We start from the raw sequence: 26,307 nt of genomic DNA on the forward strand, positions 1-26,307 counted from the left end.
ATGGCATTTATCGTGATCTACGACGCATGCGTCTTATATCCTAATACGCTGCGTGATCTGCTGATCCGTGTCAGCCAGAAGGGGTTCGTTCGTGCCAGATGGAGCGACGCGATCCTCGATGAGGTGGATCGGAACCTCGCACAGGACTACAACATCGCTCCCGAGACCCTGAAGCGCCGGAGGTCCCTCATGAATGGGGCCATACGTGATTGCCTGGTCACGGGCTTTGAGCCCCTCATCGAGGGACTCAAGCTGCCGGACATGAATGACAGGCACGTGCTGGCTGCGGCGATCCAGGCGGGTGCCCAAGTGATCGTTACGAACAATCGCAAGGACTTCCCGCCCGACTACCTGGCCAACTGGGGTGTTGAGCGCAAGAACGCCGATGAGTTCATCATGGATCTCATAGGGCTGGACGATCGTGTCGTGTACGCCTGCGTGCAGGAGATCGCCACCTCTCGGCGGCGTCCGCCGCAGACATTCGACGACGTGTTGGGCCAACTGGAAAGGACAGGCCTCACCGAGTCCGTGGCCGCTCTGCGCCATGGACCGGGAGCCGTGAGCTAGCCATTTCCAAGATCGGATCGTGAGCGGTCAGCGCTGCGGTCCTTGCTCTGCCGGACCGTTGCCCGGCACCCCCCCCCGGCGGGACGGGCGAACGATTGGATCCGCCGGTGCTGATCACCATGCCCGACGTCCAGCTTGGTGGGTATCGGTATCCACCTTGAACCGGAGCGACCTCACAGACCGATGTGTCCGGCGAATCATGCAGAAGCTGCACCGCGGAGGGTAGGCCGTGAACCGGGAACGGGGGTGCACCGGTCATCGCAATCGGGAGCGGAGCCACTCGACCATCAGCTACTCACGTCGTACGAAGCGAAGGCCGGGTACCGACGAGGGCTGGGTCTCGTGGTACAAGAAGGAAGCATCGGGACCTGAGGGATCACTTCAATCGTCACCGTTGCCTGGCCGTTCTCCTTCTTTGCCGTGTCCATCCGAACTGTGTGGTGGCCGGAAAGAAGGCTACCGGCGGCGCTCTTATGGCGCGGTTGTGGTGCACGTCCCGCCCACTGCCCCAGACAAGAAAGAACCCCCGGTCTGTGACCTGGGGGTTTTTCGTGGAGCGGGTGACGAGAATCGAACTCGCGCTCTCAGCTTGGGAAGCTGATGTTCTACCATTAAACTACACCCGCGTGTGATCCAGGCCGCCGGAATCGACCGGTGACCGGATGCTCGGTCACTCTACCCCATGGCAGGTCCCCGGTGTTTCAGGTCCCGGGGGCCTGATGGTGTTTCAAGGGTGGAAGCGGGTGCGGGGGGCTGGAGTTGGGGCGTACGGTGGGGGCTGGTGAGGGGCTGGGCGGGGTCGGGGTGCCGCCTGGAGGGTTGTCTCTTTGATCCCGTAATGTTCCTTTCGGCGTCAGGGCAGGAAGCCAGGCGCGGCTCTTGGGGAAGGGACTCTTGGACTTGATGGAGCGCACCGTCGTCCGCTGTGCCGATGGGCACGTGTTCACCACCGCCTCGTTCCCGATGCAGCAGGCCGAGCGACTCGGCCCCGGTCGGCTCTTGCGGTGTCCGCGCTGTGCGCGGCTTCGCAGCGTCGTGCCGGTCGCTTACCAGAAGCGGTAGGGCGGGCACGGGGGACCGGCAGGGTCAACAGGGCGTGGGCGCGTGGGACGGCGATTGTGGCCGGTCCGCGCGCCTTGCGTATCCTCGGGGCGTGCTTCTCTCAGACAGGGACATCCGGGCCGAGATCGATTCCGGGCGGGTACGGATCGATCCCTACGACGAATCCATGGTGCAGCCGTCCAGTGTCGACGTGCGCCTCGACCGCTACTTCCGGGTGTTCGAGAACCACCGCTACCCGCACATCGACCCGTCCGTCGAGCAGGCGGAGCTGACCCGGCTCGTGGAGCCGGAGGGGGACGAACCGTTCATCCTGCATCCGGGCGAGTTCGTGCTGGCCAGTACGTACGAGGTCATCTCGCTGCCCGACGATCTCGCGTCGCGGCTGGAGGGGAAGAGTTCGCTGGGGCGGCTCGGGCTGGTCACGCACTCGACCGCCGGGTTCATCGACCCCGGGTTCTCCGGGCACGTGACCCTGGAGCTGTCGAACCTCGCGACGCTGCCGATCAAGCTGTGGCCCGGGATGAAGATCGGCCAGCTGTGCCTGTTCCGGCTCAGCTCGCCGGCCGAGGCCCCGTACGGCAGTGAGCGGTACGGCTCCCGGTACCAGGGGCAGCGCGGGCCCACGGCCTCGCGGGCCTTCCTCAACTTCCACCGCACCCAGGTATAGGTATGGGCGGGCAGGAGAGCCGTCCGCGGCGGGAGAACCTCGGTTACGAGCAGTTCGGGGTGGCCGTGCGTGAGCTCGCACAGGCCATCGTGGACGACGGGTACCGGCCGGACGTCGTGCTCAGCATCGCGCGCGGCGGTGTCTTCGTCGCCGGCGGACTCGCCTACGCCCTCGACTGCAAGAACATCCACCTGGTGAACGTCGAGTTCTACACCGGGGTGGGCACCACGCTCGAGATGCCGGTCATGCTCGCGCCCGTGCCCGACGTCGTCGACTTCACCGACAAGAAGGTGCTGATCGCCGACGACGTCGCCGACACCGGCAAGACGCTCAAGCTCGTCCGCGACTTCTGCCTCGACGCCGTCGCCGAGGTGCGCAGTGCCGTGATCTACGAGAAGTCCCAGTCGCTGGTGAAGTGCGAGTACGTCTGGAAGCGGACCGACGACTGGATCAACTTCCCGTGGAGTGTCTTGCCTCCGGTCCGGAGGTTGGGGGAGCCGGTCACACCGTCCAGGGATGCGCTTTAAGCACCGGTCACAGGTCGGAGCGAAGCCGCAAGAAGACGGGGTGAACGGGCCTGCCGTTCACCCCGTCGCCGTCCCGTGGCTCAGAACGTGCCCAGCTTCACGATCGACAGCAGGGCGAGCAGCTGGATCGCGGACGCGCCCAGGGCCTTAGGCCAGGGCAGGTCGTGGGAGCGGCTGACCATCAGGGTGAGCAGCGCTCCGGCCGCGACCCAGGTGGCCCAGCCGAGGAGCTGGACGAACGTGGCGTCGCCGCTCGCGAACATCGCGAAGACCAGCCGGGGGGCGTCCGTGAGGCACGCGATCAGCATGGACAGGCCGACCGTGGGCTGCCAGGCGCCGTTGCCGCCGAGCTGGCGGGCCAGACTGTGGGTGACCACGCCCAGGACGAAGAAGCTGATCACCATCGCCACGGCCGTCGTCAGGACGATCGGGATGGCGTTGGTCAGGGTGGCGCCGATCGCCTCCTCGCGGGCGCCCTCGAAGCCGAAGACCGCGAGCAGGCCGTAGAAGAACGTGACGACGAGGGCGGGGCCCCACATCGTGTAGTCGCGCATCCGCAGGAACGTCTGGTCGGGGGCGGTGACGATGCCCTTCAGCAGGGCCTTCCAGGGCAGGGGCGGACCGACCGGGCCGGGCACGGGCTCGGGGGCACCGCCGTGGTGCGTACCGCCGCCCTGCAGGTAGGGGTCCTCGCTGACCGAGAAGGCCTGGGTGTGGCCCGGGTTGTTGGCCGCGTACGGGTCGTACCCGGCCTGCGGGCCGCCCGGGTGCGCGCCGCCGCCGTCGCCGAAGTACTCCGGCTCGCCGTGACCGCCGTGGCCGTGCTGACCGCCGTAGCCGCCACCGGGGCCGCCGTGTCCGCCGGGGCCGCGGTTCACCTGCGGCCACGGGCTGCCGCCGCCGTTGCCGCCCCCGCCGTGGCCGCCTCTGCCGTACGGCGGCTGCTGTGGGTACGGCTGCGGAGCCTGCGGGGAGCCGTACGGCGGTCCCTGCGGCGTCTGCTGCCCGTACGGAGGGTGTTGCGGTCGCGCGTGAGGAGCGCCGTTGTTGTCCCGGCCGCGTCCGATCCTGAATCCAGCCACGTCAACGAACGTACCTGCTCCGGGGGCGTGGTGGGCCGGGCCCGGGGTTTCGGGGCCCCCTTTGCGGCCGAGATGTGACATCCCCTAAGGGGCAGTCAGCTCCGCTCTCCGTCCTGCGGAGGGGTGCGGTCCTCCGCAGGACGGAGCGTACGTGAACATGACGAAGGGGCCGCCCTGCTGGGCGACCCCTTCGTGCCTACGCGCTTACGTGCTTCGCGCCTACTTCACCGGCTCCGGCTCCGGGGCGTTCTCCGCCTCCGCCTCGCCCGCCGGGTCGAGCGGCGTCTTGACCGACTCCAGCAGCAGCTGGGCGACGTCGACGACCTGGACGGACTCCTTGGCCTTGCCGTCGTTCTTCTTGCCGTTGACCGAGTCGGTCAGCATGACCAGGCAGAACGGGCAGGCGGTGGAGATGATGTCCGGGTTCAGGGCGAGGGCCTCGTCGACGCGCTCGTCGTTGACGCGCTTGCCGATCCGCTCCTCCATCCACATCCGCGCGCCGCCGGCGCCGCAGCAGAAGCCGCGCTCCTTGTGGCGGTGCATCTCCTCGTTCCTGAGGCCCGGGACGTTGGCGATGATCTCGCGCGGAGGCGTGTAGATCTTGTTGTGCCGGCCCAGGTAGCACGGGTCGTGGTAGGTGATCAGGCCCTCGACCGGGGTCACCGGGATCAGCTTGCCCTCGTCGACGAGGTGCTGGAGCAGCTGGGTGTGGTGGATGACCTCGTAGTCGCCGCCGATCTGCGGGTACTCGTTGCCGAGGGTGTTGAGGCAGTGCGGGCAGGTGGCGACGATCTTCTTCGCCGACTTCGGCTTCTTCGACTCCTCGGTGAAGTTGCCCTCGTCGTCCATCTCCTCGCCGAAGGCCATGTTCAGCGCGGAGACGTTCTCCATGCCGAGCTCCTGGAACAGGGGCTCGTTGCCGAGGCGGCGGGCGGAGTCGCCGGTGCACTTCTCGTCGCCGCCCATGATCGCGAACTTGACGCCCGCGATGTGCAGGAGCTCGGCGAACGCCTTCGTGGTCTTCTTGGCGCGGTCCTCCAGGGCGCCGGCGCAGCCGACCCAGTACAGGTACTCGACCTCGGACAGGTCCTCGATGTCCTTGCCGACGACCGGGACCTCGAAGTCGACCTCCTTGGTCCACTCCAGGCGCTGCTTCTTGGCCAGGCCCCAGGGGTTGCCCTTCTTCTCCAGGTTCTTGAGCATCGTGCCCGCCTCCGAGGGGAAGCTGGACTCGATCATGACCTGGTAGCGGCGCATGTCGACGATGTGGTCGACGTGCTCGATGTCGACGGGGCACTGCTCGACGCAGGCGCCGCAGGTGGTGCAGGACCACAGGACGTCCGGGTCGATGACGCCGTTCTCCTCCAGGGTGCCGATCAGCGGGCGCTCGGCCTCGGCCAGCGCGGCGGCGGGCACGTCCCCCAGCTGCTCGGCGGACGCCTTCTCCTCGCCCTCCGTCGTCTTGCCGCCGCCGGCCAGCAGGTAGGGGGCCTTGGCGTGCGCGTGGTCGCGCAGGGACATGATCAGCAGCTTCGGCGAGAGCGGCTTGCCGGTGTTCCAGGCGGGGCACTGCGACTGGCAGCGGCCGCACTCGGTGCAGGTGGAGAAGTCCAGCAGGCCCTTCCAGGAGAACTGCTCGACCTGGGAGACGCCGAAGACGTCGTCGTCACCGGGGTCGGTGAAGTCGATCGGCTTGCCGCCCGAGGTCATCGGCTGCAGGGCGCCCAGCGCGGTGTCGCCGGTGGCCTCGCGCTTGAACCAGATGTTCGGGAAGGCGAGGAAGCGGTGCCAGGCCACACCCATGTTCGTGTTGAGGCTGACCGTGATCATCCAGATCATGGTCGTGCTCAGCTTGATCATGGCGAAGAGGTAGACGAGGTTCTGCAGCGCCGTCAGGCTCAGGCCCTTGAAGGCCAGGACCAGCGGGTACGAGGCGAAGTACGCGGCCTCGTAGCCGTCCACGTGGTGCAGGGCGCCCTCGAGGCCGCGCAGCACGTAGATGGCGAGGCCGATGGTGAGGATGACGTACTCGACGAAGTAGGCCTGGCCCATCTTCGAGCCGGCGAACCGGGACTTGCGGCCGGGCCGCGAGGGCAGGTTCAGCAGCCGGATGACGATCAGTACGGCGATGCCGAGGGTCGTCATGGCGCCGATGAACTCGATGTACATCTCGTACGGCAGGAAGCCGCCGATCACCGGGAGCGTCCAGTCGGCCCGGAACAGCTGGCCGTAGGCGGTGACGATGGTCGGCGGCAGCGTCAGGAAGCCGACGGCCACGAACCAGTGGGCGACGCCGACGACGCCCCACCGGTTCATGCGCGTGTGGCCGAGGAACTCCCGCACCAGGGTCACGCTGCGCTGGTAGGGATTGTCGGTCCGGGTGCCGGCCGGGACCGGCTGGCCCAGCTTGAAGTACCGGACGAACTGGCCGATCGCGCGTGCGAGCAGGGCAACGCCGACCACGGTCAGGACCAGCGACACGATGATCGCGGCGAGTTGCATGGGGGCTCCTCGGGCCTGCGAGGGTTTGGTCGGGGGGCTCCTGCCACGGAATTCCCGACATTACTAAGCGGTAACTTATGCAGTCCGTCTGAGACTACCCCTATTTTCGGCCGCACTGTAGCCGGGTACGGGGTGATCTGAGTCGCTGAGGGTTGCCTTGGGGGGCAGCCTGGAGGTGACCGCGTCACGCCCCACAAATCTGGGCATACGTCACTAACTTATATCCGTGCCGCACACTTGTGTGCGTAGGCCGTTGGCTTGAGGCGCCATGGCCGCCCGCCTCGGGGTCACTCCCGGCGGCTGACCCCCGCCCCGCTGTCGCCCCGCTGCCGTCTCGCCGTCGCTCCGCTCCCGTGCGGGCGTTGGTGCCCCGGGATGCGCAGGTCGGACCCTCCTTGCGTGTAAGGAGTGGATAAGAGTTGAGTCTGCTCGACTCAGCTCTGTTGACCCCGCGCTGGACGTCAGGCATGCTTGAGTCTGTTCCACTCAAGTCAGCTGGAGGAATCGAAATGGCACGTGCGGTCGGCATCGACCTGGGCACGACTAACTCCGTCGTCAGCGTTCTGGAGGGCGGTGAGCCCACCGTCATCACCAACGCTGAGGGCGCCAGGACCACGCCTTCCGTCGTCGCCTTCGCGAAGAACGGCGAGGTGCTGGTCGGTGAGGTGGCCAAGCGCCAGGCCGTGACCAACGTCGACAGGACCATCCGGTCGGTCAAGCGCCACATGGGCACCGACTGGAAGATCAACCTGGACGGCAAGGACTTCAACCCGCAGCAGATGAGCGCCTTCGTGCTCCAGAAGCTGAAGCGGGACGCCGAGGCCTACCTGGGCGAGAAGGTGACCGACGCGGTCATCACCGTCCCGGCGTACTTCAACGACGCGGAGCGCCAGGCGACCAAGGAGGCCGGCGAGATCGCCGGTCTGAACGTGCTGCGCATCGTCAACGAGCCGACGGCCGCCGCCCTGGCGTACGGCCTCGACAAGGACGAGCAGGTCATCCTGGTCTTCGACCTCGGTGGCGGTACGTTCGACGTCTCGCTCCTGGAGATCGGTGACGGCGTCGTCGAGGTGAAGGCCACCAACGGTGACAACAACCTCGGTGGTGACGACTGGGACCAGCGCGTCGTCGACTACCTGGTCAAGCAGTTCCAGTCCGGGCACGGCGTGGACCTGGGCAAGGACAAGATGGCGCTCCAGCGCCTCCGTGAGGCCGCCGAGAAGGCCAAGATCGAGCTGTCCGCGTCCACCGAGACCACGATCAACCTGCCCTACATCACCGCCTCCGCCGAGGGCCCCCTGCACCTCGACGAGAAGCTGACCCGCGCCCAGTTCCAGCAGCTGACCGCGGACCTGCTGGAGCGCTGCAAGACGCCGTTCAACAACGTCGTCAAGGACGCCGGCATCGCGCTGTCCGAGATCGACCACGTCGTTCTCGTCGGTGGTTCCACCCGCATGCCCGCCGTCGCCGAGCTCGTCAAGGAGATGACCGGCGGCAAGGAGGCCAACAAGGGTGTGAACCCGGACGAGGTCGTCTCGATCGGTGCCGCGCTCCAGGCCGGTGTCCTCAAGGGCGAGGTCAAGGACGTCCTGCTGCTCGACGTCACCCCGCTGTCCCTCGGTATCGAGACCAAGGGCGGCATCATGACCAAGCTGATCGAGCGCAACACCACGATCCCGACCAAGCGCTCCGAGATCTTCACCACGGCCGAGGACAACCAGCCGTCGGTGCAGATCCAGGTCTACCAGGGCGAGCGCGAGATCGCGGCGTACAACAAGAAGCTCGGCATGTTCGAGCTGACCGGTCTGCCCCCGGCGCCGCGCGGCGTCCCGCAGATCGAGGTCTCCTTCGACATCGACGCCAACGGCATCATGCACGTCACGGCGAAGGACCTCGGCACCGGCAAGGAGCAGAAGATGACCGTCACCGGCGGCTCCTCGCTCCCGAAGGACGAGGTCGACCGCATGCGTGAGGAGGCCGAGCGGTACGCGGAGGAGGACCATCAGCGCCGCGAGGCCGCCGAGTCCCGCAACCAGGGCGAGCAGCTCGTCTACCAGACCGAGAAGTTCCTCGCGGACAACGAGGACAAGGTTCCCGGCGAGATCAAGACCGAGGTCGAGGCCGCCGTCGCCGAGCTGAAGGAGAAGCTCAAGGGCGAGGACGCCGCCGAGATCCGCACCGCCACGGAGAAGGTCGCCGCCGTCTCCCAGAAGCTGGGCCAGGCCATGTACGCCGACGCCCAGGCGGCCCAGGCCGCGGGTGGTGCCGCCGGAGCCGACGCGGGTGCCGGTGGGGCCAGGGCGGACGACGACGTGGTCGACGCCGAGATCGTGGACGACGAGCGTAAGGACGGTGCGGCGTGACCGAGGAGACCCCGGGCTTCGACGAACAGTCGCAGCAGCCCGACGTCCCCTCAGGCGTTCCGGCCGACGACGCCGAGCCGAAGGCCGCCACCCCCTCCGCGGAGGAGGCGGCGGCCCCGGCCGGGGACTCGGGTCCCGACGCCGGGCTGGTGGCCCAGCTGGACCAGGTGCGTACGGCGCTCGGTGAGCGCACCGCGGACCTCCAGCGGCTCCAGGCCGAGTACCAGAACTACCGCCGCCGGGTCGAGCGCGACCGGATCGCGGTCAAGGAGGTCGCCGTGGTGAACCTCATGACCGAGCTCCTGCCCGTGCTCGACGACGTCGGCCGCGCACGGGAGCACGGCGAACTGGTCGGCGGGTTCAAGTCCGTCGCCGAGTCGCTGGAGTCGACCGTGGCGAAGATGGGCCTGCAGCAGTTCGGCAAGGAGGGCGAGCCCTTCGACCCGACGATCCACGAGGCCCTGATGCACTCCTACGCCCCGGACGTCACCGAGACGACGTGCGTGGCGATTCTGCAGCCCGGGTACCGCATCGGTGAGCGCACCATCCGCCCCGCGCGGGTGGCCGTGGCCGAGCCGCAGCCGGGCGCTCAGCCGGGCAAGCCGGCCGAGGAGGAGACCGAGGCGGCTGCGGACGAAAAGGAGACCGGTGGCCCTCAGGAGGGCTGACGCCTCGACGGGCGTGAGGAAGCCGGGGCGGGCCGGGCAGGCAGGACCTGCCGGGCCGCCCCGGCGGGCAAGGAAGGAGGGACGTCGGGGATGAGCACCAAGGACTTCATCGAGAAGGACTACTACAAGGTCCTCGGCGTGCCTCAGGATGCCACCGAGGCCGAGATCAAGAAGGCGTACCGGAAGCTCGCCCGCGAGTACCACCCGGACGCCAACAAGGGCAACGCCAAGGCGGAGGAGCGGTTCAAGGAGATCTCCGAGGCGAACGACGTCCTCGGCGACCCCAAGAAGCGCAAGGAGTACGACGAGGCCCGGTCGCTCTTCGGCGGCGGCTTCCGGCCGGGACCGGGGGCGGGCGGCGCCGGGTCGTTCAACTTCGACCTGGGTGACCTCTTCGGAGGCGGCCAGGGCGGACAGGGCGGCCAGGGTGGCGCCGGCGGGTTCGGCGGCGGGATCGGTGACGTCTTCGGCGGGCTGTTCAACCGCGGCGGCACCGGCACCACGCGCACCCAGCCCCGGCGCGGCCAGGACATCGAGTCCGAGGTCACCCTGAGCTTCACCGAGGCCATCGAGGGGGCGACGGTCCCGCTGCGGATGTCCTCCCAGCAGGCCTGCAAGGGCTGTTCGGGCACCGGCGACAAGAACGGCACACCGCGCGTGTGCCCGACCTGCGTCGGCACCGGACAGGTCGCCCGGGGCAGCGGCGGGGGGTTCTCGCTCACCGACCCGTGCCCGGACTGCAAGGGCCGCGGCCTGATCGCGGAGAACCCCTGCGACATCTGCAAGGGCAGCGGCCGGGCCAAGTCCTCGCGGACGATGCAGGTGCGCATTCCGGCGGGCGTCAGCGACGGCCAGCGGATCCGGCTGCGCGGCAAGGGCGCACCGGGCGAGCGAGGTGGCCCGGCGGGCGACCTGTACGTCGTCGTGCACGTCGGCAGTCACCCGGTGTTCGGCCGCCGGGACGACAATCTCACCGTCACCGTCCCGGTCACCTACCCGGAGGCGGCACTCGGCGGGGAGATCCGCGTCCCGACGCTCGGCGGTCCGCCGGTCACGCTGAAGCTGCCCCCGGGGACGCCCAACGGGCGGACCATGCGGGCCCGCGGCAAGGGAGCGGTCCGCAAGGACGGCTCGCGCGGCGATCTGCTGGTCACCGTGGAGGTGAGTGTTCCCAAGGACCTGCCGGGGAAGGCTCGTGACGCACTGGAGGCGTATCGCGAGGCGACCGCGGGTGAGGATCCGCGGGCGGAGCTGTTCCAGGCCGCGAAGGGAGCTTGATGGAGATGGACGGCCGTCGACGCAATCCGTATGAACTGACGCAGGACACACCGGTCTACGTCATTTCGGTGGCGGCTCAGCTCTCCGGTCTGCATCCGCAGACCCTGCGCCAGTACGACCGTCTGGGGCTCGTCTCGCCGGACCGTGCCGCCGGCCGGGGCCGCCGCTACTCGGCCCGCGACATCGAGCTGCTCCGTCAGGTGCAGCAGCTGTCGCAGGCGGAGGGCATCAACCTGGCCGGCATCAAGCGCATCATCGAACTGGAGAACCAGGTCGCGGCGCTGCAGGCCCGGGTGGCGGAGCTGGAGGGCGCGCTGGACGGCGCGGCGGCGACCATGCGGCAGCGCGAGGCCGCGGTGCACGCGTCGTACCGCCGGGACCTGGTGCCGTATCAGGAGGTGCAGCAGACCAGCGCGCTGGTGGTGTGGCGGCCGAAGCGTCAGCAGCAGCACGACTGAGCGGGTCGGCTGACGGGAAAGTTCCGTTTGGCTGAAAAGTGAAGTGTCCTGAAGGGCCTGGAGGTTCGTCCGAACTTCCAGGCCCTTCACGTGTGTGCGCACGGCTGGCACCCCCTCACTCCCCGTCCCGCACGCCCGGCGCACGCCCCGCGCAAGCCTGTGATCAGCGGATGTGTGTGTCTCCAGGAGATCTGTGCGAGTCTTTCGCCGGCCCCTCACGACTTCAGCGCACCGTGTTGTGTTCATCTCGTTAAGTAGTTGCTCTTGACGCCGGTGGTGGCTGAAGCGTTGGCTTTTCAGTCACATGGGCCGCAATGTTGTGCCCACGTCCAAAACGCACCTGAAGTGAGCCCTCGCATGCGTCGTATCGCCATATCAGTGGCCGCCACCTCGATGTCCGTCATGCTTGCCGGTTGCGGCGTAATCAACGCGACAGGGAGCAGCGACGACGCGAGCCCCACGAAGGGGAACGACATCACGATCGGACTGCTGCTCCCGGAGAAGGCCAACACCCGGTACGAGCAGTTCGACTACCCCATCTTCAAGAAGAAGGTGGAGTCGCTCACCAACGACAAGGGGAAGGTCACCTACGCCAACGCCGAGGCGGACGCCGACAAGCAGTCGAGCCAGATGCAGCAGATGATCGACGACAAGGTCGACGTCATCGTGCTGGACGCGGTCGACTCGAAGGCCATCGCCGAGGACGTGAAGAAGGCCAAGGACGCGGGCATCCCGGTCATCGCCTACGACCGGCTGGCCGAGGGCCCGATCGACGCGTACATCTCCTTCGACAACGAGCTGGTCGGCGAGGTCCAGGGCCGCTCCCTGCTGGAGAAGCTCGGCGGAGACAAAGCGGCCACCAGCAAGATCGTCATGATGAACGGCTCCCCGACCGACCCGAACGCCAAGCAGTTCAAGGCGGGCGCGCTGTCGGAGCTCAAGGGCAAGGTCACCATCGCCAAGTCCTACGACACCAAGGACTGGACGCCGGAGAACGCCGAGGCCAACATGATCGAGGCGATCAACGTGATCGGCAAGGACAACATCGCCGCCGTCTACTCGGCCAACGACACCATGGCGGGCGCCATCGTCAAGGCGCTCGAGGCCGCCGGTGTGACCGAGCTGCCCCCGATCACCGGCCAGGACGCCGAACTGGCGGGAGTGCAGCGGATCATCGCGGGCGAGCAGTTCATGAGTGTCTACAAGTCCTACCCGCTGGAGGCCGACAACGCCGCGGAGATGGCCGTGGCGCGGGTCCAGGGCAAGAGCATCCAGTTCGACGCGCTGACCCGCGAGCGGGTGGACAGCCCCACGGACAAGGACATCCCGGCGCAGCTCGTGCCCGTGGTCGCCCTGACGAAGGGCAACATCAAGGACACGGTCATCGCCGACGGGTTCTACAAGGTGGAGGACATCTGCACGGCGGAGTACAAGGAGGCCTGCGCCGCGGTCGGCCTGAAGTGACATCGGGCGGCCTCTCGCGTCAACGGCTCGCTGGCCGTTGACGCGAGAGGCCGCCGCTGTTCGGTCGTCCTGCCCTCCGGGAGGCCGCAACTCTCACCGATCGGCACGTCCTTGCGGCGGACCCGCCAGGGTGATGATCCGGAGCAACCACTCGGCGGGGCCGTGCCGGAACCGCCGCGACCATGCGTCGCTGATCGCGAGTTGAACGCCGTACACGGCGCACACCAGCACCAACAGCGCGGCCGTACCCGTGCGTCCGTAGAGAGAGAAACCGTACGCGGTGGCGAGGACGGTCAGGATCACGGACTGCATCAGATAGTTCGTCAGCGCCATCCGGCCTGCCGGGGCGAGCCACCGCCGGGTTCCGTCTCCCCATGGCGAACGGAGCAAGAGCAGCAGCAGGCAGGCGTAAGCGCACGTCAGGGCGGGAGCCGTCAGTATTCCCACGCCGAGTCCCAGGTACTGCCACCGCTCATCGAGCGGCCCCGCCGAGGCGGATGCGAAGAAGAACGCTCCCGGCACCCCGACGATCAGTCCGACGGCGGCGCCCCGGATCAGTCGGGAGCGGGACGTGCCGTCACGGGAAAGCAGGTTCCGCTTGCCCGCGGCCAACCCGAGGAGGAAGGCGGCGAAAACCCCGGGAGCCATGATGAGAACACCGAGGACGGCATCCGGCAAGCGGTCCAGATTCGCCTGGAGGACCGTGCCCGCATCGCCGCGGTAGGCGCTCACGGCTTCTGCGATCTTCCCCTCCTCGGCGACACCACCGCCCGGGTCGAATGCCGCGAGTGCGCCCAGGCCCGTCAGGGCGACACCGAAGACCCCGTAGATCCAGACGGCGGTCCTCACCGCGGTGGTCGGCGTGATCCGCCCGGCGCACAGGAGGAGCAGCCCGAGGAGGCCGTAGGTCATGAGGATGTCGCCGTTGTACAGCAGCACGGCGTGCGCCAGGCCCAGCACCAGCAGGCCCAGTGACCGGCGCAGGAAACGTGGTGTGAAGTCCGCGTTCTCCCGGTCGGCCGAGGCCTTCTGGAGGGTGAAGCTGTAGCCGAACAGGAACGAGAACAGCAGGTAGAACTTGGTGGTGGCCAGTGCCGTCACCAGCCACATGGCGAAACTGTCCACAAAGGCCGCGCCGGGCTCGCGGACCCCTTCCGAGGCGTAGGGGTCCATGATCTGCGTGCTGTTGACCATGAGGATGCCCAGCAGGGCCAGTCCCCGGAGCGCGTCCACGGCAGGCAGACGTCGGGTGGACACCGATGTGCTCGGGCGGCTCACGAGACCGCCCGCCGCCGGTAGCCCAGCCATCCACAGCACGCGAGAACGGTCGCGTAGAAGCAGAATGTGCTCAGACCTGTCAAGGGGGCCAGGTCGCTGCCGATCAGCGCCTCGGTGAACCCGTCCGGTTGCTCCGCACCGTTCATCGCCGCCCGGGCGGCTGCGAACGGGAGCCACGACCGGACCTCGTCGGCACCTGTGACTGATGCGACGGCCAGGCCGAATATCCGCTCGAGGAGAAGCGGCCACAGGGCGATGGAGAGCACCGTCACCAGTCGGCTTCGGACCGACGCAGCCAGGCCTCCGGCCAGCACCGGCAGGAACGTCATGACGATCAGGTATCTCAGCAGGGGACCGGAGGCCGCCGGCCAGTCGGGTTGTGGCAGTCCTCGCACGGCAAGGGCGGTCGAGCCTGCGCCGATGCCGAGGCCGAGGCCGACGGTGGAACCGGTCAGCGCGCCCAGCGCACCCACGAGGAGTTTGGCCGTGTACGACAGACCACGGCCACCCACCGTCAACCAGGCCGTGCGCGCCGTCTGGTGCCTGAACTCCGAAGCGATCGGGCCGGTTCCGAACACGAACACCAAAAGCCAAGCACTGAGGGGGAGTTGCATGGCAATTGCGTTGAACTGCAGTGTCTCGACAAGCCGGGCGACATCGACGAAGGGCTGACCTCCTCCCTCCGGCTCGACGGCCTCCATCGGGAGCAGCACGCCGTTGAGCAGAGCCAGAACGGTCAGCGCCCCCAGCACCGCCCAGGTCGAGCGCAGGCCCTTCAACCTCAGCCATTCGAAGTTCAGAGCCCGTTTGAGCGCGGTCCCGGCCGGGGGGACGACCGGGACCGCGCGGTCATGGGAGGCGGTGTCCGCCTCGTCGGTCATCAGGGACCTCATCGACTCTCGAACTCCTGATCGGTGACGGACAGGTAGAACTCCTCCAACGAGGTCAGTCGTTCGTCCAACCAGTGCAACGGCACCGAGTGTTCGGCCGCCAGGTCCCCGACCTGGAACCTCGACAACCCTGTGATGCCGGCGGCACCGGGACCGGTGACATGGAGGGTCCCGCCTCGCTGCTCGACCAGTTGAGTCAACTTGTCCAGCGCGGGGCTCTGAACGCCGACTCGTCCGTGAGCGATCCTGGAGAGCTCTGCCATGGACGTGTCGGCGACGACTCGGCCTCTCGCCAGGACGACGACCTCGTCGGCCAACTGCTCCATCTCGGCCAGCTGATGGCTCGACACCAGAACGGCACGACCGTCGTCGGCGAAGTCCCGGAGGAAGCCACGCAGCCAACGCACGGAGTGAGGGTCGAGTCCGTTGGTCGGCTCGTCAAGGATCAGGGCACGGGGATCGCCGAGGAGTGCCTGCGCGATCGCCACGCGCTGACCCATGCCGAGGGAAAGACGCCCGAGGCGCAGCCCGGCGGCCTCCTGCATGCCGACCATGCTCAGGACCTCGCCCTCGCGTGTACCTGGAACGCCGATGCCGGCGGCCACCATCCTCAAGTGCGTCCGCACCGAGTGCTCGGGGTGTCCGGCGACGCCGCCGAGAACCGCGCCGACCACCTCGGCCGGAGCGCGCCACTGAGCGAGGGAGCGCCCCATGAACAGCGTTTCGCCGCTCCCCGGCAACAGGCCGAGCATCATCCGGATGGCCGTGGTCTTTCCCGCCCCGTTCGCCCCGAGGAATCCGGTCACCCGGTGCGGGGATAATTGCAGGGAAACACCGGAAAGTACTCGGCGTCCGCGGAAATTTTTGGTCAGGCCCTGGGAAATGACCAAAGGTGACGGGGCTGTCAGGTCAGCCATGGTTCAACCAGAAGAGAAACCCGGATACGATGAGCAGGGTGAATGAAAACAGGGCACCGACACCGAGCCTTTCCCGTCGTACCAGACACCAGAGGCTCATGCTCACGGGCGGAATCCAGCCGCAGCAGTAGAGGACCCAGCCGACCGTTCTTGCGTTCTCGGTGCGGATGAAAACAAACAAAATGAAAGAAGCGCAGACGAACAACGCCGCCATTCCCCACATGTTGTCCGCGACTTTCTGTCCGATCGGCTTCTTCATACGTTCCTCCCCCTCATGGAGCGGGGCTCCTCCCGGAGACCCGGGAGGAGCCCCGCTCAGTTCGATCAGATGACCTGTTGGGCCAGCCAGGCGATCAGCTCAGTGATGACGTAGCTCGGCGACGCCTTGATCGCCCACTTCACAGGATTGAGGTTCGAAAGGCTGTTGACCCACCTGTCGAAGGCGGCCTTCCCCTTCTTCGCGGCCTTCACGGCTTCCTTGAACAGCGGCTTGCTCTTCTTGAGCAGCTCCTTGAGCGCGCTGAGCTTGCCCTGCGCGACCCGCTCCCCCTCCGCACGGGCCAAGGCCTCGGAGCTGAGCTCGACCTCGGGATACACCTCCACCGCGGCCGACGGCGCGGCGACACCGTGCGACGACGCGACAGTGGCGACGGTCCGATGAGTGGAAACGGCCGACGCTGCGGGTGCAGCCACACCCAGAGCCACAGCGGCGACCACCGAAGCGGCGACCGCGCGTGTCTTCTTGTGCATAGTCCCTCCCCTTAATTCCATTGAGGCGCCCAAGGCGGGTCGCCCGGCCGGCCTGTCCGGCCGACGGGAATAAAGGTGCCGCACAGCAGAATGTTCTGCCCATTGGACCTTGGGGCATAGCCCTTAAGGGCACTTCTCCAGGGAGCGGTTGCCTTCGCTGTGCAGATTGGAGATCAGGGCTGCTTCGAGCCGCGTTTGGATGCCCAGTTTTCGCATCAGGTTTGTCAGGTGCGCTTTCACGGTGCGTTCCGCTATGCCGAGCCGTCTGGCGATCACGCGATTGGACGGGCCGTCAGCGAGGAGCGCGAGGACCTGGCGCTCCCGGTCCGTCAGTTGATCGAAGTCGAAATCCTGTGAGGCGCGGAGACGGCCTGCCGTTCCCTGGGCCGTTCCGGCGCCGCTGGGCGCGACGGTGCTCTTCGTCCTGTGGTCCTCCTCGGAAGAAATTTCGAAGCCAGATTTGCTGGCCGAATTTTTGGCATCCCACCTGGTCACAGTGGTTTCCCCTCCCCGTGGCACGTCGGTGCAGCGACTGTCGCCGTGGTCGCGGCGGCGCTAGATGCCCGACGGAATCCCTGAGTGATCACCAACCATCGCACCGCCACGTGCCCGGACGCCACCCTCATCTTGTTGCAATGAGGTATTCAGTGGGGGTTGATATGCGGTGATTAACATGCCGAAAAGGGGTGCCCGTGTGGCCGAGTCGTGTTGCGGAGCCGGGGGCGGCCGCGCATAGTGGCGCATCGGAAAGTGGCGGACCAGGGGGTGGGACGGGGCGATGGCCGGGCACGGGACGGACGAGCATCCGCACGGTGCTGACCGGCTGTGCGACTTCGGGGACCGCGTGTACTCCCGGGCCGTACGGCGCGGACGGGTGCCGCGCCGGGACGCGGAGCCGGTGCCCTGTCTGCTGGACCTGGCCCTGCTGCACCCGGACCCCGACGACATGGACTGGCTGGTGCCGACCGCCCCGCAGGAGGTCATGACCCGGCTGCTGCGCGGGATGCACGAGGAGGTCAGTGCGAGCCAGCGCCGGGTCGGTTCGGTCGTCGCGGCGTTCGAGTGGTACACCGGCCTGGGCCACCAGCCGCCCGTCTCCTCCTCGGCCAGGGAGGGCCCGGCGATCAGGGTGCTGGACGGGCTGGCCCGTATCCAGGCCGCGATGGACGAGGCGACGCAGGCGTGCACCACCGAGGTGCTCACGGTCCAGCCCGGCGGTATCCGGCGCGAGGCGGAGCTCTCGGAGGGCCTGCACCGGGCGACGGCGCTGCGCGGACGCGGGGTGCGGATGCGGGACCTCTACACGCATGTGGCCCGGCACGGCCAGGGCCTGCACACCTACCTGGAGCTGATGGGCGAGGCGGTGGAGGCACGGACGCTGGACGAGGTGATCGAGCGCCTCATCCTCTTCGACCGCACGGTCGCGTTCATCCCCGCCAACGCCGAGCGCACGATGGCGCTGGAGCTGCGGCACCCGGCGCTGGTGGAGTACCTGGGCACGGTCTTCGAGCGGCTGTGGCGGCTCGCCATCCCGCTGACCGCCCCGCTGCCCGACACCGGCATCGAGGGCATCTCGCACCGGGAGCGGTCCATCGCGGCGCTGCTGGCGGAGGGGCACCAGGACGCGGTGATCGCGGAACGGCTGGGCATCAGCGTCCGTACCTGCCGGGCGCACATCGCCCGCCTCTCGGAGACGCTGGGCGCGGCGAGCCGTACGCAGCTGGGGGTGCGGATCGCGCAGGTCGGCTTGGACGGGTCGCGGGGGCCGGCGGTCAGTCTGCCCGGTCGAGAATCCCCGAGCGTGCGATGAGGAACCCGAGCTGAGCGCGGCTGCCGCTGCCGAGGGTGGAGGCGAGCTTGGCGATGTGCACGCGGGCGGTGCGGACGTTCAAGCCGAGGCGGTCGGCCACGACGGCGTCGGTGTGGCCTTCGACGAGGAGCGCGGCGATGGCGCGCTGACGCGGCGTGATGCCGTTCAGCGTGGGCTGCCGGACCGCCCGGGGGTACATCGGAGTGGCGAGGCGCCAGAAGCGGTCGAAGGTGGTGGCGAGGTACCCCACGAGCGCCGGGTGGCGGACCTCCAGGGCCGAGGTGCGGTCGGCGTCGGCGGGGATGAACGCGACGGTGCGGTCGACGACGATGAGGCGTTCGGTGATCTCGTCCAGCGTCCGGGCCTCGACGTCACCGGTCAGCCGTTCGTAGCGGGCGGTGAGCGAGGGCACGTGGCGCAGGGTGTGCTGGTAGAGGGCGCGGATGCGGCCACCGCGGCGGAGCAGGGCCTGGTCGCGCCGGATCGCGGCCTCGTGGAAGTCCGGCTTGGGGTGTGTGTAGCTCTTGTGCGGCTGGACGGCCAGGAGTTCACGGGCATCGGCCATGGCCTCGTCGATGACCCGGCCGATGCGTTCCTTGTTGCTGTGGAGCGTGAGCAGGGGCGTCGTCGGGACGCCATCGTGCCGGCTCGCCCGCAGCAGCGGCTCTAACACCTCGACCAGCCGCTCCTCCCGCCGCCGTTCCCCGGCGATCCGGTCGGTCGAGGCCCGCAGGAGCCGGTGCAGGACGATGTGCGGCGCGACGAGCTCCCACCGGTTCGGGTCGTCGAGGGCGGGTTGCAGGAGGCCGAGGCCGGCAAGGTGCGCGGCCTCATCGGGCCTGTCGGCAAATACGCGCCCCTGGCGCAGTGCACAGGCGTACAGGTCCAGGTCCCCCTCGCACGGCTCCGCCGGTGCGTCATCGTGCGCGTTCCCGTTCATGCGCGGCCCGCCCCCCGACTCGGCTTGTCCTGTTCGAGGATCCCCGACTGGGCGATCAGGTAGCCCAGTTGGGCACGGCTGCCGCTGCCGAGGGTGGAGGCGAGTTTCGCTATGTGGGCCCGGCACGTGCGGACGTTCATGCCCAGACGGCGCGCGATCGCCTCATCGACGTGCCCCTCCACGAGAAGTTTGGCGATGGAGTGCTGGATGTCCGTCAGGCCGTCCGGAGCGGTTTCGTAGGGAGTGCCCGCGCTCAGCGGGACCGCTCGGCCCCACATGAACTCGAACACCTTGACCAGGTAGCGGACCAGACCGGGGTGGCGGAGTTCCAGGGCGACCTGCCGGTCATCCCGCGTGGGGATGAAGGCGACCGTCTCGTCGCAGATGATGAGGCGTTCGACCAGTTCGTCGATGGTGCGGTACTCCACCTTGCCGTCGGGGAACTGTTCCACCCAGGCGATGCGCTCCGGGATGTACCTGGCCGTGTGCTGGTAGAGGGTCTTGATGCGGACCCCGCGTTCGATCAGCGGTCTATCGCGCTCCAGTGCCTTGACGAGGCGGTGCTCCGGGTGGCGGTGGCTCGGTTGGACGGTGAGCACCTCGTGTCGGCACTGGGAGGTCGCCAGGTCGAGCGCCTCGTTGATGCGGTCCAGCCCTTCCAGCACGGTGATCGAGTGGACGGACTCCGCCACCGGGGCGCTGAGTCCCATGAACGGCTCGAGGGCGTCCGCCAGTTCCATCGACAGCCGCCGACGTTCGGCGATCTCGCGTTCTATCGGGTCCAGCCGCTGGGCCAGCACGACCGACGGGGGAACCGGGCGCAGCAAGTTCGCGTCATCGGGGTCGGGATGGAGCAGGGAGAACTCCACCAGGCAGGGGGCGACCTCCACGTCGGCGCGGGCGATACGTCCCGTGCGGAGCGCGTTCGCGTAAAGACGACTCCCTTCCACGCACAACTCCGCCATGGCGTGGGGATGCGTCCCTTTGGTCCGATTTGATGGCAAATCTCCACCCCCCAGGGTCCTGAACATGCAGGAACATGATGCACCGATCGTGTGGCCATGACGTGCCCGAATGAGCCATCGTCTTACTTGACGGGGGAAGAGGGGACCTTCAAGTGAGGACGAAGCCGACTATGCGTAAGAGAATGCTTCGCTCGGTGCTTGCTGCCGCCTTCTCCGCCGGTGTGGCCTTCGGTGTGCTGAGTGGCCTCTCCGACGCGACGAACGACGTGCAGCAGGACACCGCCTGGTCGAGTGGGGCCGTTGGTGCGGCTGACGGTGACGACGCGGTCGTCGTCCCGGCGGACACCGCGTGGAGTTGACGTGACCACTCCACCCGATGACCGTTCGTTCCGCCGTGAGATGGCCACCGCCTACCGGTCCGGCTGGCACTTCATCGACCTGGTCACCGCCATCCCCCACAGCGGTGACTCGTTGATGGTGACCGTGTTCGGTGAGCCGGTCGTGGTCACGCGGGACGAGGACGGAGACGTGCGGGCGTACCGGTGCCTGCGGCGCCCTCGGGGGGCGCCGCAGCCCGTGCGATGTGCCATCCGGTACGGAATGATCTTTGTGAACCTTGACCAGCGGGACCATGAGCAGATGGAGTCCGACTCCCCTGCTCACCGGACCGTCTCGGCCACCCCCCGCAGTGCCTGACGCGATTCCCCCGTCGTAAAAAGATCGCGCAGGTGCTTCCCCCCGCAGCGGCGTCACCGTGACCTGAACACGGTGACGCCGCTGCAGTTTCCGGCAGTATTTCCGGGTATCGGATGATCGCCCGATGGCCGGAACCCGTCGCCCGGCGGTCCGAACGGCCCCCGCTCGCCCTATGTGCCCTACTCACCCCATCCGTGTCATCCGCGCCCCATCGCGCGGGTGAGCGTGATCTCGATGGCGACCCGGGACGGGTTCGGCGACGGCTGCCGTCCGTAGCGTTCCGCGTACCGCCGCTCCGCCTCCTCGACGTGCTCCCGCTCGGTGCGGACCACGGCCCGCCCTTCCAGCGTCGCCCACCGCCGGCCGTCCACCTGGCAGACCGCGACGGCCGCGCCCTCCGGCCCCGCCGCCAGTACATGGCGCACCTTCGCGCTCGCCTCGTTCGTGATCACCCGAGCAAGTCGTGCCCCGGGGTCGTATGTCACTCCGACGGGTACCAGATGCGGGGTGCCGTCCGGACGGATGGTGGTCAGCGTGCACAGGTGCCGTTCGCGCCAGAAGCTGAGATACGGGGCGTCCGGATCGCCCGGATCCACCGAGTACGAGTGGTTCATGACCCCGGAACCTAGCCCCCGCCGTACTCCCGTCCTCACCTTGAGTGGAATAGACTCAAGTTTGTGTACGCTGACCGAGTCAGCCAGGCCGGGCTGCCGAGCCGGCCATGAGGGCCGCTGTACGGTCGTCGCAAGGAGGAGAACGGACACGTGGACGCCGAGCTGACCAACCGGAGCCGGGACGCGATCAACGCCGCCGGAAACCGGGCCGTGACCGAGGGACACCCCGACCTCACCCCCGCCCATCTGCTCCTGGCCCTGCTGCAGGGACAGGACAACGAGAACATCACGGACCTGCTCGCCGCGGTCGACGCCGACCAGGCGGCCGTACGCGCCGGAGCCGAGCGCGTCCTCGCCGGCCTGCCGAGCGTCACCGGGTCCACCGTCGCGCCGCCCCAGCCGAACCGCGAACTGCTCGCCGTCATCGCCGACGCCCAGACCCGCGCGCGTGACCTGGGGGACGAGTACCTCTCCACCGAGCACCTGCTCCTCGGCATCGCCGCGAAGGGCGGCGCCGCCGGCGAGGTGCTGGCGGGGCAGGGCGCCACCGCGAAGAAGCTGCAGGATGCCTTTCAGCAGGCGAGAGGAGCACGCCGGGTGACGACAGCCGACCCCGAGGGCCAGTACAAGGCCCTGGAGAAGTTCGGGACCGACCTCACGGAATCCGCCCGCGAGGGCAGGCTCGACCCGGTCATCGGACGGGACCAGGAGATCCGGCGGGTCGTGCAGGTGCTGTCCCGCCGCACCAAGAACAACCCGGTCCTCATCGGTGAGCCCGGCGTCGGCAAGACCGCCGTCGTCGAGGGGCTCGCCCAGCGGATCGTCAAGGGCGACGTGCCCGAGTCGCTGAAGGACAAGCGGCTCGTCGCGCTCGACCTGGGCGCGATGGTCGCCGGGGCCAAGTACCGCGGAGAGTTCGAGGAGCGGCTGAAGACCGTCCTCGCGGAGATCAAGGAATCCGACGGGCAGATCATCACCTTCATCGACGAGCTGCACACGGTGGTCGGCGCCGGGGCCGGCGGCGACTCCGCCATGGACGCCGGCAACATGCTCAAGCCGATGCTCGCCCGCGGTGAGCTGCGCATGGTCGGCGCCACCACCCTCGACGAGTACCGCGAGCGGATCGAGAAGGACCCGGCGCTGGAGCGGCGCTTCCAGCAGGTGCTGGTCGCCGAACCGTCCGTCGAGGACTCCATCGCCATCCTGCGCGGCCTGAAGGGCCGCTACGAGGCCCACCACAAGGTGCAGATCGCCGACAGCGCCCTGGTGGCCGCCGCCACCCTCTCCGACCGCTACATCACCTCCCGCTTCCTGCCCGACAAGGCCATCGACCTCGTCGACGAGGCCGCTTCCCGCCTCCGTATGGAGATCGACTCCTCGCCCGTCGAGATCGACGAACTCCAGCGCGCCGTCGACCGGTTGAGGATGGAGGAGCTGGCGATCGGCAAGGAGACCGACGCCGCCTCCCGCGAGCGCCTGGAGAAGCTGCGCCGCGACCTCGCCGACAAGGAGGAGGAACTGCGCCACCTCACCGCCCGCTGGGAGAAGGAGAAGCAGTCCCTCAACCGCGTCGGCGAACTGAAGGAGAAACTCGACGACCTGCGCGGCCAGGCCGAACGGGCCCAGCGCGAAGGCGACTTCGACACCGCCTCCAAGCTCCTCTACGGCGAGATCCCGGCCCTGGAACGCGACCTGGAGGCCGCCTCCGAGGCCGAGGAGGAGGTAGCCAAGGACACCATGGTCAAGGAGGAGGTCGGCGCCGACGACATCGCCGACGTCGTCGCCTCCTGGACCGGTATCCCCGCCGGCCGCCTGCTGGAGGGCGAGACGCAGAAGCTGCTGCGCATGGAGGAGGAGCTGGGCAAGCGGCTCATCGGCCAGCTCGAGGCCGTACGGGCGGTGTCCGACGCCGTACGCCGCAGCCGCGCCGGGATCGCCGACCCCGACCGGCCCACCGGTTCCTTCCTCTTCCTCGGCCCCACCGGCGTCGGCAAGACCGAACTGGCCAAGGCGCTCGCCGACTTCCTCTTCGACGACGAGCGGGCGATGGTCCGCATCGACATGTCGGAGTACAGCGAGAAGCACAGCGTGGCCCGCCTGGTCGGCGCCCCGCCCGGCTACGTCGGCTACGAGGAGGGCGGCCAGCTCACCGAGGCCGTGCGCCGCCGCCCCTACAGCGTGGTGCTGCTCGACGAGGTGGAGAAGGCCCACCACGAGGTCTTCGACATCCTGCTCCAGGTCCTCGACGACGGACGGCTCACCGACGGCCAGGGCCGCACGGTCGACTTCCGCAACACGATCCTGGTGCTCACGTCCAACCTGGGCAGCCAGTTCCTGGTCGACCCGATCAGCACCGAGGAGCAGAAGAAGGAACAGGTCCTGGAAGTGGTCCGGTCCTCCTTCAAGCCGGAGTTCCTCAACCGGCTCGACGACCTGGTCGTCTTCTCCGCACTGACCAAGGCCGAGCTGGAGCGCATCGCCGCACTGCAGCTCGACCGGCTGACCAAGCGCCTCGCCGAACGCCGGCTCACCCTGGACATCACCCCCGAGGCGCTGGCCTGGCTGGCGGAGGAGGGCATGGACCCGGCCTACGGCGCCCGTCCGCTGCGCCGGCTGGTGCAGACCGCCATCGGGGACCGGCTCGCCAAGGAGATCCTCTCCGGCGAGATCAAGGACGGCGACACGGTCCGCGTGGACCGCTTCGGCGAGGGCCTCCTGGTGGGCCCGGCCACGGGCAAGACGCTGTAGTACGCCCGGGCGACGGTCTCCATGGTCACCGAGGTGTGATCATGGAGACCGGACCGTGGTGGAAGCCCATCGGCCAGGCAGGTTGCCCGGCACGGGCCAAGAGAGAGAGGGTGGGGAATACGTCTGGTCCCACATCCACGGCCGGACGCCAGACGACCGCAGGAGTGTCCCAGCATGTCCATCGACCCGTCCTCGATTCCCAATTTCGGGGGCCAGCCCGAGCCGCAGCCCCAAGGACCGGCGGGCCCCGTCGTCCCGGATCAGGACCTCGTGAAGCAGCTCCTCGACCAGATGGAGCTCAAGTACGTCGTCGACGACGAGGGTGACCTCGCGGCGCCGTGGGAGCAGTTCCGCACCTACTTCATGTTCCGTGGGGAGGACGACCAGCAGATCTTCTCCGTGCGGACCTTCTACGACCGCCCGCACCAGATCGAGGAGAAGCAGCAGCTGCTCGAGTCGATCGACGACTGGAACCGCCGCACTCTGTGGCCCAAGGTCTACACCCACACCCACGACGACGGCACCGTCCGTCTCATCGGTGAGGCCCAGATGCTGATCGGCATGGGCGTCAGCCTGGAGCACTTCGTCTCCTCGACGGTCAGCTGGGTGCGGGCCGCGATCGAGTTCGACAAGTGGCTCGTCGAGCAGCTGGGCCTGGAGCAGGAGATCAACGACGCGGAGAAGCCCGACGACGAGTAGGGAGCCCTTTTCCCACGCGCACGCGTGAAGGAGCCCGGCCCCGGAGCGACCCCACGGTCACCCGGAGCCGGGCTCCTCCGTTTCCCCTGACAGGCCGTGCTGTCCGACCGCCTCTCACCCGGGACGGCAGAGGGCGCGGTCGACGAGGTCGCGCAGGATGTCCTCCTGGCGGTCCGCCGTGTCCGGGTCTCCCGGGCGGCTGTGCGCGGAGGCGGTGACGCTGCGACGGCCGTCCGTCGTGGTGGCGGCCCGGACGAGGTAGCCGAATCCGCTTCCCCCGTGACCGAGGTAGCCGCCGCCGCAGGACAGGGGCGTGAAGAACAGTCCCAGGCCGCTTCGGGTGCCCGCGGGATGGCCACTGTCCTGGGGCATGGGGACGGTGGTCCGCATGGCGGCGAGGGTGGCGGGTTCCAGCAGCCGGCCGCGGACCAGGGCGGTGAAGAAGCGGTTGAGGTCGCGGGCCGTGCCGGTCATCGCTCCGTCGGCCCCGAGGTCGAAGGGACGGTAGGGGATCGTGGTGTCGACCATCGGACCGTCCGGGGTGAACTGCTGGTGGTTGGCCGCGTGCGGCTGCGGCAGGAAGGGCCGGGTGCCGGGGATGTCCGTGTGCCGCAGCCCGAGGGGGCGCAGGACGCGGTCGCGGACCTCCTGCTCCCAGGGGCGGCCGGTGACCTTCTCGATGATCATCCCGGCGAGGACGTAGTTCGTGTTGGAGTACTTCCAGTCCGTTCCCGGTGGGAAGGCGGGCTCGTGGCGCATGGCCAGGGCGACCAGCTGTGCGGGCCGGTAGGCGTGCCACCGATGGGCGTAGTACGTCTCGGCGCCCGGGTCGGGGTACACGTCGGCCGTGTAGTCGTACAGCCCGCTGGTGTGCTGCAGCAGGTCGCGGAGCGTGATCGCACGGCCGTCGTTGCCGGCGCCGGTCACCACCCCGGGCAGTAATCGCTCCACCGTCCGGTCGAGCGACAGCCGTCCTTCTTCCACCAGCTGCAGCACGACGGTCGCGACGAACGTCTTGGTGACACTGCCCAGACGCAGATGGCCGTCCTCGGGAACCGGGCGGCCACCGACCAGGTCCCCCACACCGGAGCGGGCGGTGACGGTCCCCCGGGGAGTTTCCAGACGGACCGAGACCCCCGTGACCCCGGCATCACGCAGCGCGTCGGCGTCCTGCTGCACGGACCGGTCCACGGCGGAAGGACGCGGCGCGGGTGGCGAGGCCGCGGCGGGCGGGACGGCCGACACGGCCAGCGCCAGGACAGCGGCGGACAAGGACAATCGACGAAGAACCATGCCCCGAGGCTAGGAACAACCCGCCCCACCGCCCATCCGGCCGACCCCCCCCCCGCCGCATCGGGGGCC

At 68.4% G+C, this 26,307-nt stretch carries 25 protein-coding genes and 1 tRNA gene; 13 read left to right on the forward strand and 13 right to left on the reverse strand.

All coding sequences use genetic code 11. The annotated features are described in order from the left end of the window. Positions 1 to 567 carry a PIN domain-containing protein gene (locus tag ACVW19_RS17985; RefSeq protein WP_457460372.1) on the forward strand — a complete coding sequence of 189 codons (567 nt, stop codon included), beginning with the start codon at positions 1 to 3 and terminating at the stop codon, positions 565 to 567. 552 nt (positions 568 to 1,119) lie between these two features. Here the strand turns inward: ACVW19_RS17985 and ACVW19_RS17990 are convergent. Further along, positions 1,120 to 1,193 (reverse strand) — tRNA-Gly (locus ACVW19_RS17990). A 527-nt stretch (positions 1,194 to 1,720) separates the two neighbouring features. On the opposite strand from ACVW19_RS17990, the gene dcd reads away from it, so the two are divergent. Together dcd and ACVW19_RS18000 are read left to right on the forward strand one after the other, a co-directional pair. Next, positions 1,721 to 2,296 (forward strand): dCTP deaminase, encoded by a 576-nt coding sequence (gene dcd, locus ACVW19_RS17995; RefSeq protein WP_387042538.1) that lies wholly within the window; start codon positions 1,721 to 1,723, stop codon positions 2,294 to 2,296. 2 nt (positions 2,297 to 2,298) lie between these two features. Continuing rightward, positions 2,299 to 2,823 (forward strand): phosphoribosyltransferase, encoded by a 525-nt coding sequence (locus ACVW19_RS18000; protein WP_457460373.1) that lies wholly within the window; start codon positions 2,299 to 2,301, stop codon positions 2,821 to 2,823. An 80-nt stretch (positions 2,824 to 2,903) separates the two neighbouring features. On the opposite strand, the gene ACVW19_RS18005 is transcribed toward ACVW19_RS18000, so the two are convergent. Both ACVW19_RS18005 and ACVW19_RS18010 read right to left on the reverse strand, forming a co-directional pair. Beyond that, entirely contained in the window at positions 2,904 to 3,986 is a 1,083-nt protein-coding gene (locus tag ACVW19_RS18005; RefSeq protein ID WP_457460374.1) for a Yip1 family protein, read from the reverse strand. A gap of 138 nt (positions 3,987 to 4,124) precedes the next feature. Continuing rightward, on the reverse strand, positions 4,125 to 6,407 hold the full coding sequence (locus ACVW19_RS18010; RefSeq protein WP_457460375.1) for a (Fe-S)-binding protein: 2,283 nt from the start codon (positions 6,405 to 6,407) through the stop codon (positions 4,125 to 4,127). Positions 6,408 to 6,916: 509 nt separating this feature from the next. On the opposite strand from ACVW19_RS18010, the gene dnaK reads away from it, so the two are divergent. The 5 genes from dnaK (at position 6,917) to ACVW19_RS18035 (ending at position 12,638) form a co-directional block, all read left to right on the forward strand. Further along, positions 6,917 to 8,770 carry a molecular chaperone DnaK gene (gene dnaK, locus ACVW19_RS18015; RefSeq protein ID WP_457460376.1) on the forward strand — a complete coding sequence of 618 codons (1,854 nt, stop codon included), beginning with the start codon at positions 6,917 to 6,919 and terminating at the stop codon, positions 8,768 to 8,770. Beyond that, entirely contained in the window at positions 8,767 to 9,438 is a 672-nt protein-coding gene (gene grpE / locus ACVW19_RS18020; RefSeq protein WP_452984042.1) for a nucleotide exchange factor GrpE, read from the forward strand. The genes dnaK and grpE overlap by 4 nt, the downstream gene beginning before the upstream one ends. 90 nt (positions 9,439 to 9,528) lie before the next feature. Further along, positions 9,529 to 10,716, forward strand: coding sequence for a molecular chaperone DnaJ (gene dnaJ, locus ACVW19_RS18025; RefSeq protein ID WP_457460377.1), 1,188 nt, complete (start codon positions 9,529 to 9,531; stop codon positions 10,714 to 10,716). A 5-nt stretch (positions 10,717 to 10,721) separates the two neighbouring features. Further along, complete coding sequence (locus ACVW19_RS18030) at positions 10,722 to 11,174, forward strand: heat shock protein transcriptional repressor HspR (protein ID WP_457460378.1); 453 nt, start codon at positions 10,722 to 10,724, stop codon at positions 11,172 to 11,174. Positions 11,175 to 11,531: 357 nt separating this feature from the next. Next, positions 11,532 to 12,638 carry a sugar ABC transporter substrate-binding protein gene (locus ACVW19_RS18035; protein ID WP_457460379.1) on the forward strand — a complete coding sequence of 369 codons (1,107 nt, stop codon included), beginning with the start codon at positions 11,532 to 11,534 and terminating at the stop codon, positions 12,636 to 12,638. A gap of 93 nt (positions 12,639 to 12,731) precedes the next feature. Here ACVW19_RS18035 and ACVW19_RS18040 read toward each other — a convergent pair whose 3' ends face one another. The 6 genes from ACVW19_RS18040 to ACVW19_RS18065 form a co-directional block, all read right to left on the reverse strand. Continuing rightward, positions 12,732 to 13,895, reverse strand: coding sequence for a DUF418 domain-containing protein (locus tag ACVW19_RS18040; RefSeq protein WP_457460380.1), 1,164 nt, complete (start codon positions 13,893 to 13,895; stop codon positions 12,732 to 12,734). 17 nt (positions 13,896 to 13,912) lie between these two features. After that, positions 13,913 to 14,797, reverse strand: a complete 885-nt coding sequence (locus tag ACVW19_RS18045; protein ID WP_457460381.1) for a hypothetical protein — start codon at positions 14,795 to 14,797, stop codon at positions 13,913 to 13,915. Between the two features lie 8 nt (positions 14,798 to 14,805). Then, positions 14,806 to 15,723 carry an ABC transporter ATP-binding protein gene (locus tag ACVW19_RS18050; RefSeq protein WP_457460382.1) on the reverse strand — a complete coding sequence of 306 codons (918 nt, stop codon included), beginning with the start codon at positions 15,721 to 15,723 and terminating at the stop codon, positions 14,806 to 14,808. Continuing rightward, positions 15,716 to 15,982 (reverse strand): hypothetical protein, encoded by a 267-nt coding sequence (locus tag ACVW19_RS18055; RefSeq protein WP_457460383.1) that lies wholly within the window; start codon positions 15,980 to 15,982, stop codon positions 15,716 to 15,718. The genes ACVW19_RS18050 and ACVW19_RS18055 overlap by 8 nt, the downstream gene beginning before the upstream one ends. Positions 15,983 to 16,047: 65 nt before the next feature. Beyond that, positions 16,048 to 16,473, reverse strand: a complete 426-nt coding sequence (locus tag ACVW19_RS18060; protein ID WP_457460384.1) for a hypothetical protein — start codon at positions 16,471 to 16,473, stop codon at positions 16,048 to 16,050. A 123-nt stretch (positions 16,474 to 16,596) separates the two neighbouring features. Further along, positions 16,597 to 16,968 (reverse strand): helix-turn-helix domain-containing protein, encoded by a 372-nt coding sequence (locus tag ACVW19_RS18065; protein ID WP_457460385.1) that lies wholly within the window; start codon positions 16,966 to 16,968, stop codon positions 16,597 to 16,599. Positions 16,969 to 17,251: 283 nt separating this feature from the next. Between ACVW19_RS18065 and ACVW19_RS18070 the strand changes: the two genes are divergently transcribed. Next, positions 17,252 to 18,283: a LuxR C-terminal-related transcriptional regulator gene (locus tag ACVW19_RS18070; RefSeq protein ID WP_457460386.1), complete on the forward strand. Its 1,032-nt coding sequence runs from the start codon at positions 17,252 to 17,254 to the stop codon at positions 18,281 to 18,283. Here ACVW19_RS18070 and ACVW19_RS18075 read toward each other — a convergent pair. Both ACVW19_RS18075 and ACVW19_RS18080 read right to left on the reverse strand, forming a co-directional pair. After that, positions 18,246 to 19,223: a LuxR C-terminal-related transcriptional regulator gene (locus ACVW19_RS18075; protein WP_457460387.1), complete on the reverse strand. Its 978-nt coding sequence runs from the start codon at positions 19,221 to 19,223 to the stop codon at positions 18,246 to 18,248. The two genes, ACVW19_RS18070 and ACVW19_RS18075, sit on opposite strands and share 38 nt — an antisense overlap. Next, complete coding sequence (locus ACVW19_RS18080; RefSeq protein ID WP_457460388.1) at positions 19,220 to 20,188, reverse strand: helix-turn-helix transcriptional regulator; 969 nt, start codon at positions 20,186 to 20,188, stop codon at positions 19,220 to 19,222. Before ACVW19_RS18080 ends, ACVW19_RS18075 begins: the two co-directional genes overlap by 4 nt. Positions 20,189 to 20,358: 170 nt before the next feature. Between ACVW19_RS18080 and ACVW19_RS18085 the strand changes: the two genes are divergently transcribed. Together ACVW19_RS18085 and ACVW19_RS18090 are read left to right on the forward strand one after the other, a co-directional pair. Further along, positions 20,359 to 20,547 carry a hypothetical protein gene (locus tag ACVW19_RS18085; protein WP_457460389.1) on the forward strand — a complete coding sequence of 63 codons (189 nt, stop codon included), beginning with the start codon at positions 20,359 to 20,361 and terminating at the stop codon, positions 20,545 to 20,547. A gap of 1 nt (position 20,548) precedes the next feature. Next, complete coding sequence (locus tag ACVW19_RS18090) at positions 20,549 to 20,884, forward strand: hypothetical protein (protein WP_279334803.1); 336 nt, start codon at positions 20,549 to 20,551, stop codon at positions 20,882 to 20,884. Between the two features lie 197 nt (positions 20,885 to 21,081). On the opposite strand, the gene ACVW19_RS18095 is transcribed toward ACVW19_RS18090, so the two are convergent. Continuing rightward, positions 21,082 to 21,498, reverse strand: coding sequence for a pyridoxamine 5'-phosphate oxidase family protein (locus ACVW19_RS18095; protein ID WP_457460390.1), 417 nt, complete (start codon positions 21,496 to 21,498; stop codon positions 21,082 to 21,084). Between the two features lie 150 nt (positions 21,499 to 21,648). Here ACVW19_RS18095 and clpB point away from each other — a divergent pair, with 150 nt between their 5' ends. After that, entirely contained in the window at positions 21,649 to 24,246 is a 2,598-nt protein-coding gene (gene clpB / locus ACVW19_RS18100; protein WP_457460391.1) for an ATP-dependent chaperone ClpB, read from the forward strand. 174 nt (positions 24,247 to 24,420) lie between these two features. Beyond that, positions 24,421 to 24,945, forward strand: a complete 525-nt coding sequence (locus tag ACVW19_RS18105) for a type III secretion system chaperone family protein (RefSeq protein ID WP_202279999.1) — start codon at positions 24,421 to 24,423, stop codon at positions 24,943 to 24,945. A gap of 114 nt (positions 24,946 to 25,059) precedes the next feature. Here ACVW19_RS18105 and ACVW19_RS18110 read toward each other — a convergent pair whose 3' ends face one another. Continuing rightward, positions 25,060 to 26,238, reverse strand: coding sequence for a serine hydrolase domain-containing protein (locus tag ACVW19_RS18110; RefSeq protein WP_457460392.1), 1,179 nt, complete (start codon positions 26,236 to 26,238; stop codon positions 25,060 to 25,062). Positions 26,239 to 26,307: the final 69 nt, after the last annotated feature.

This window comes from Streptomyces sp. TE5632 (assembly GCF_054061295.1).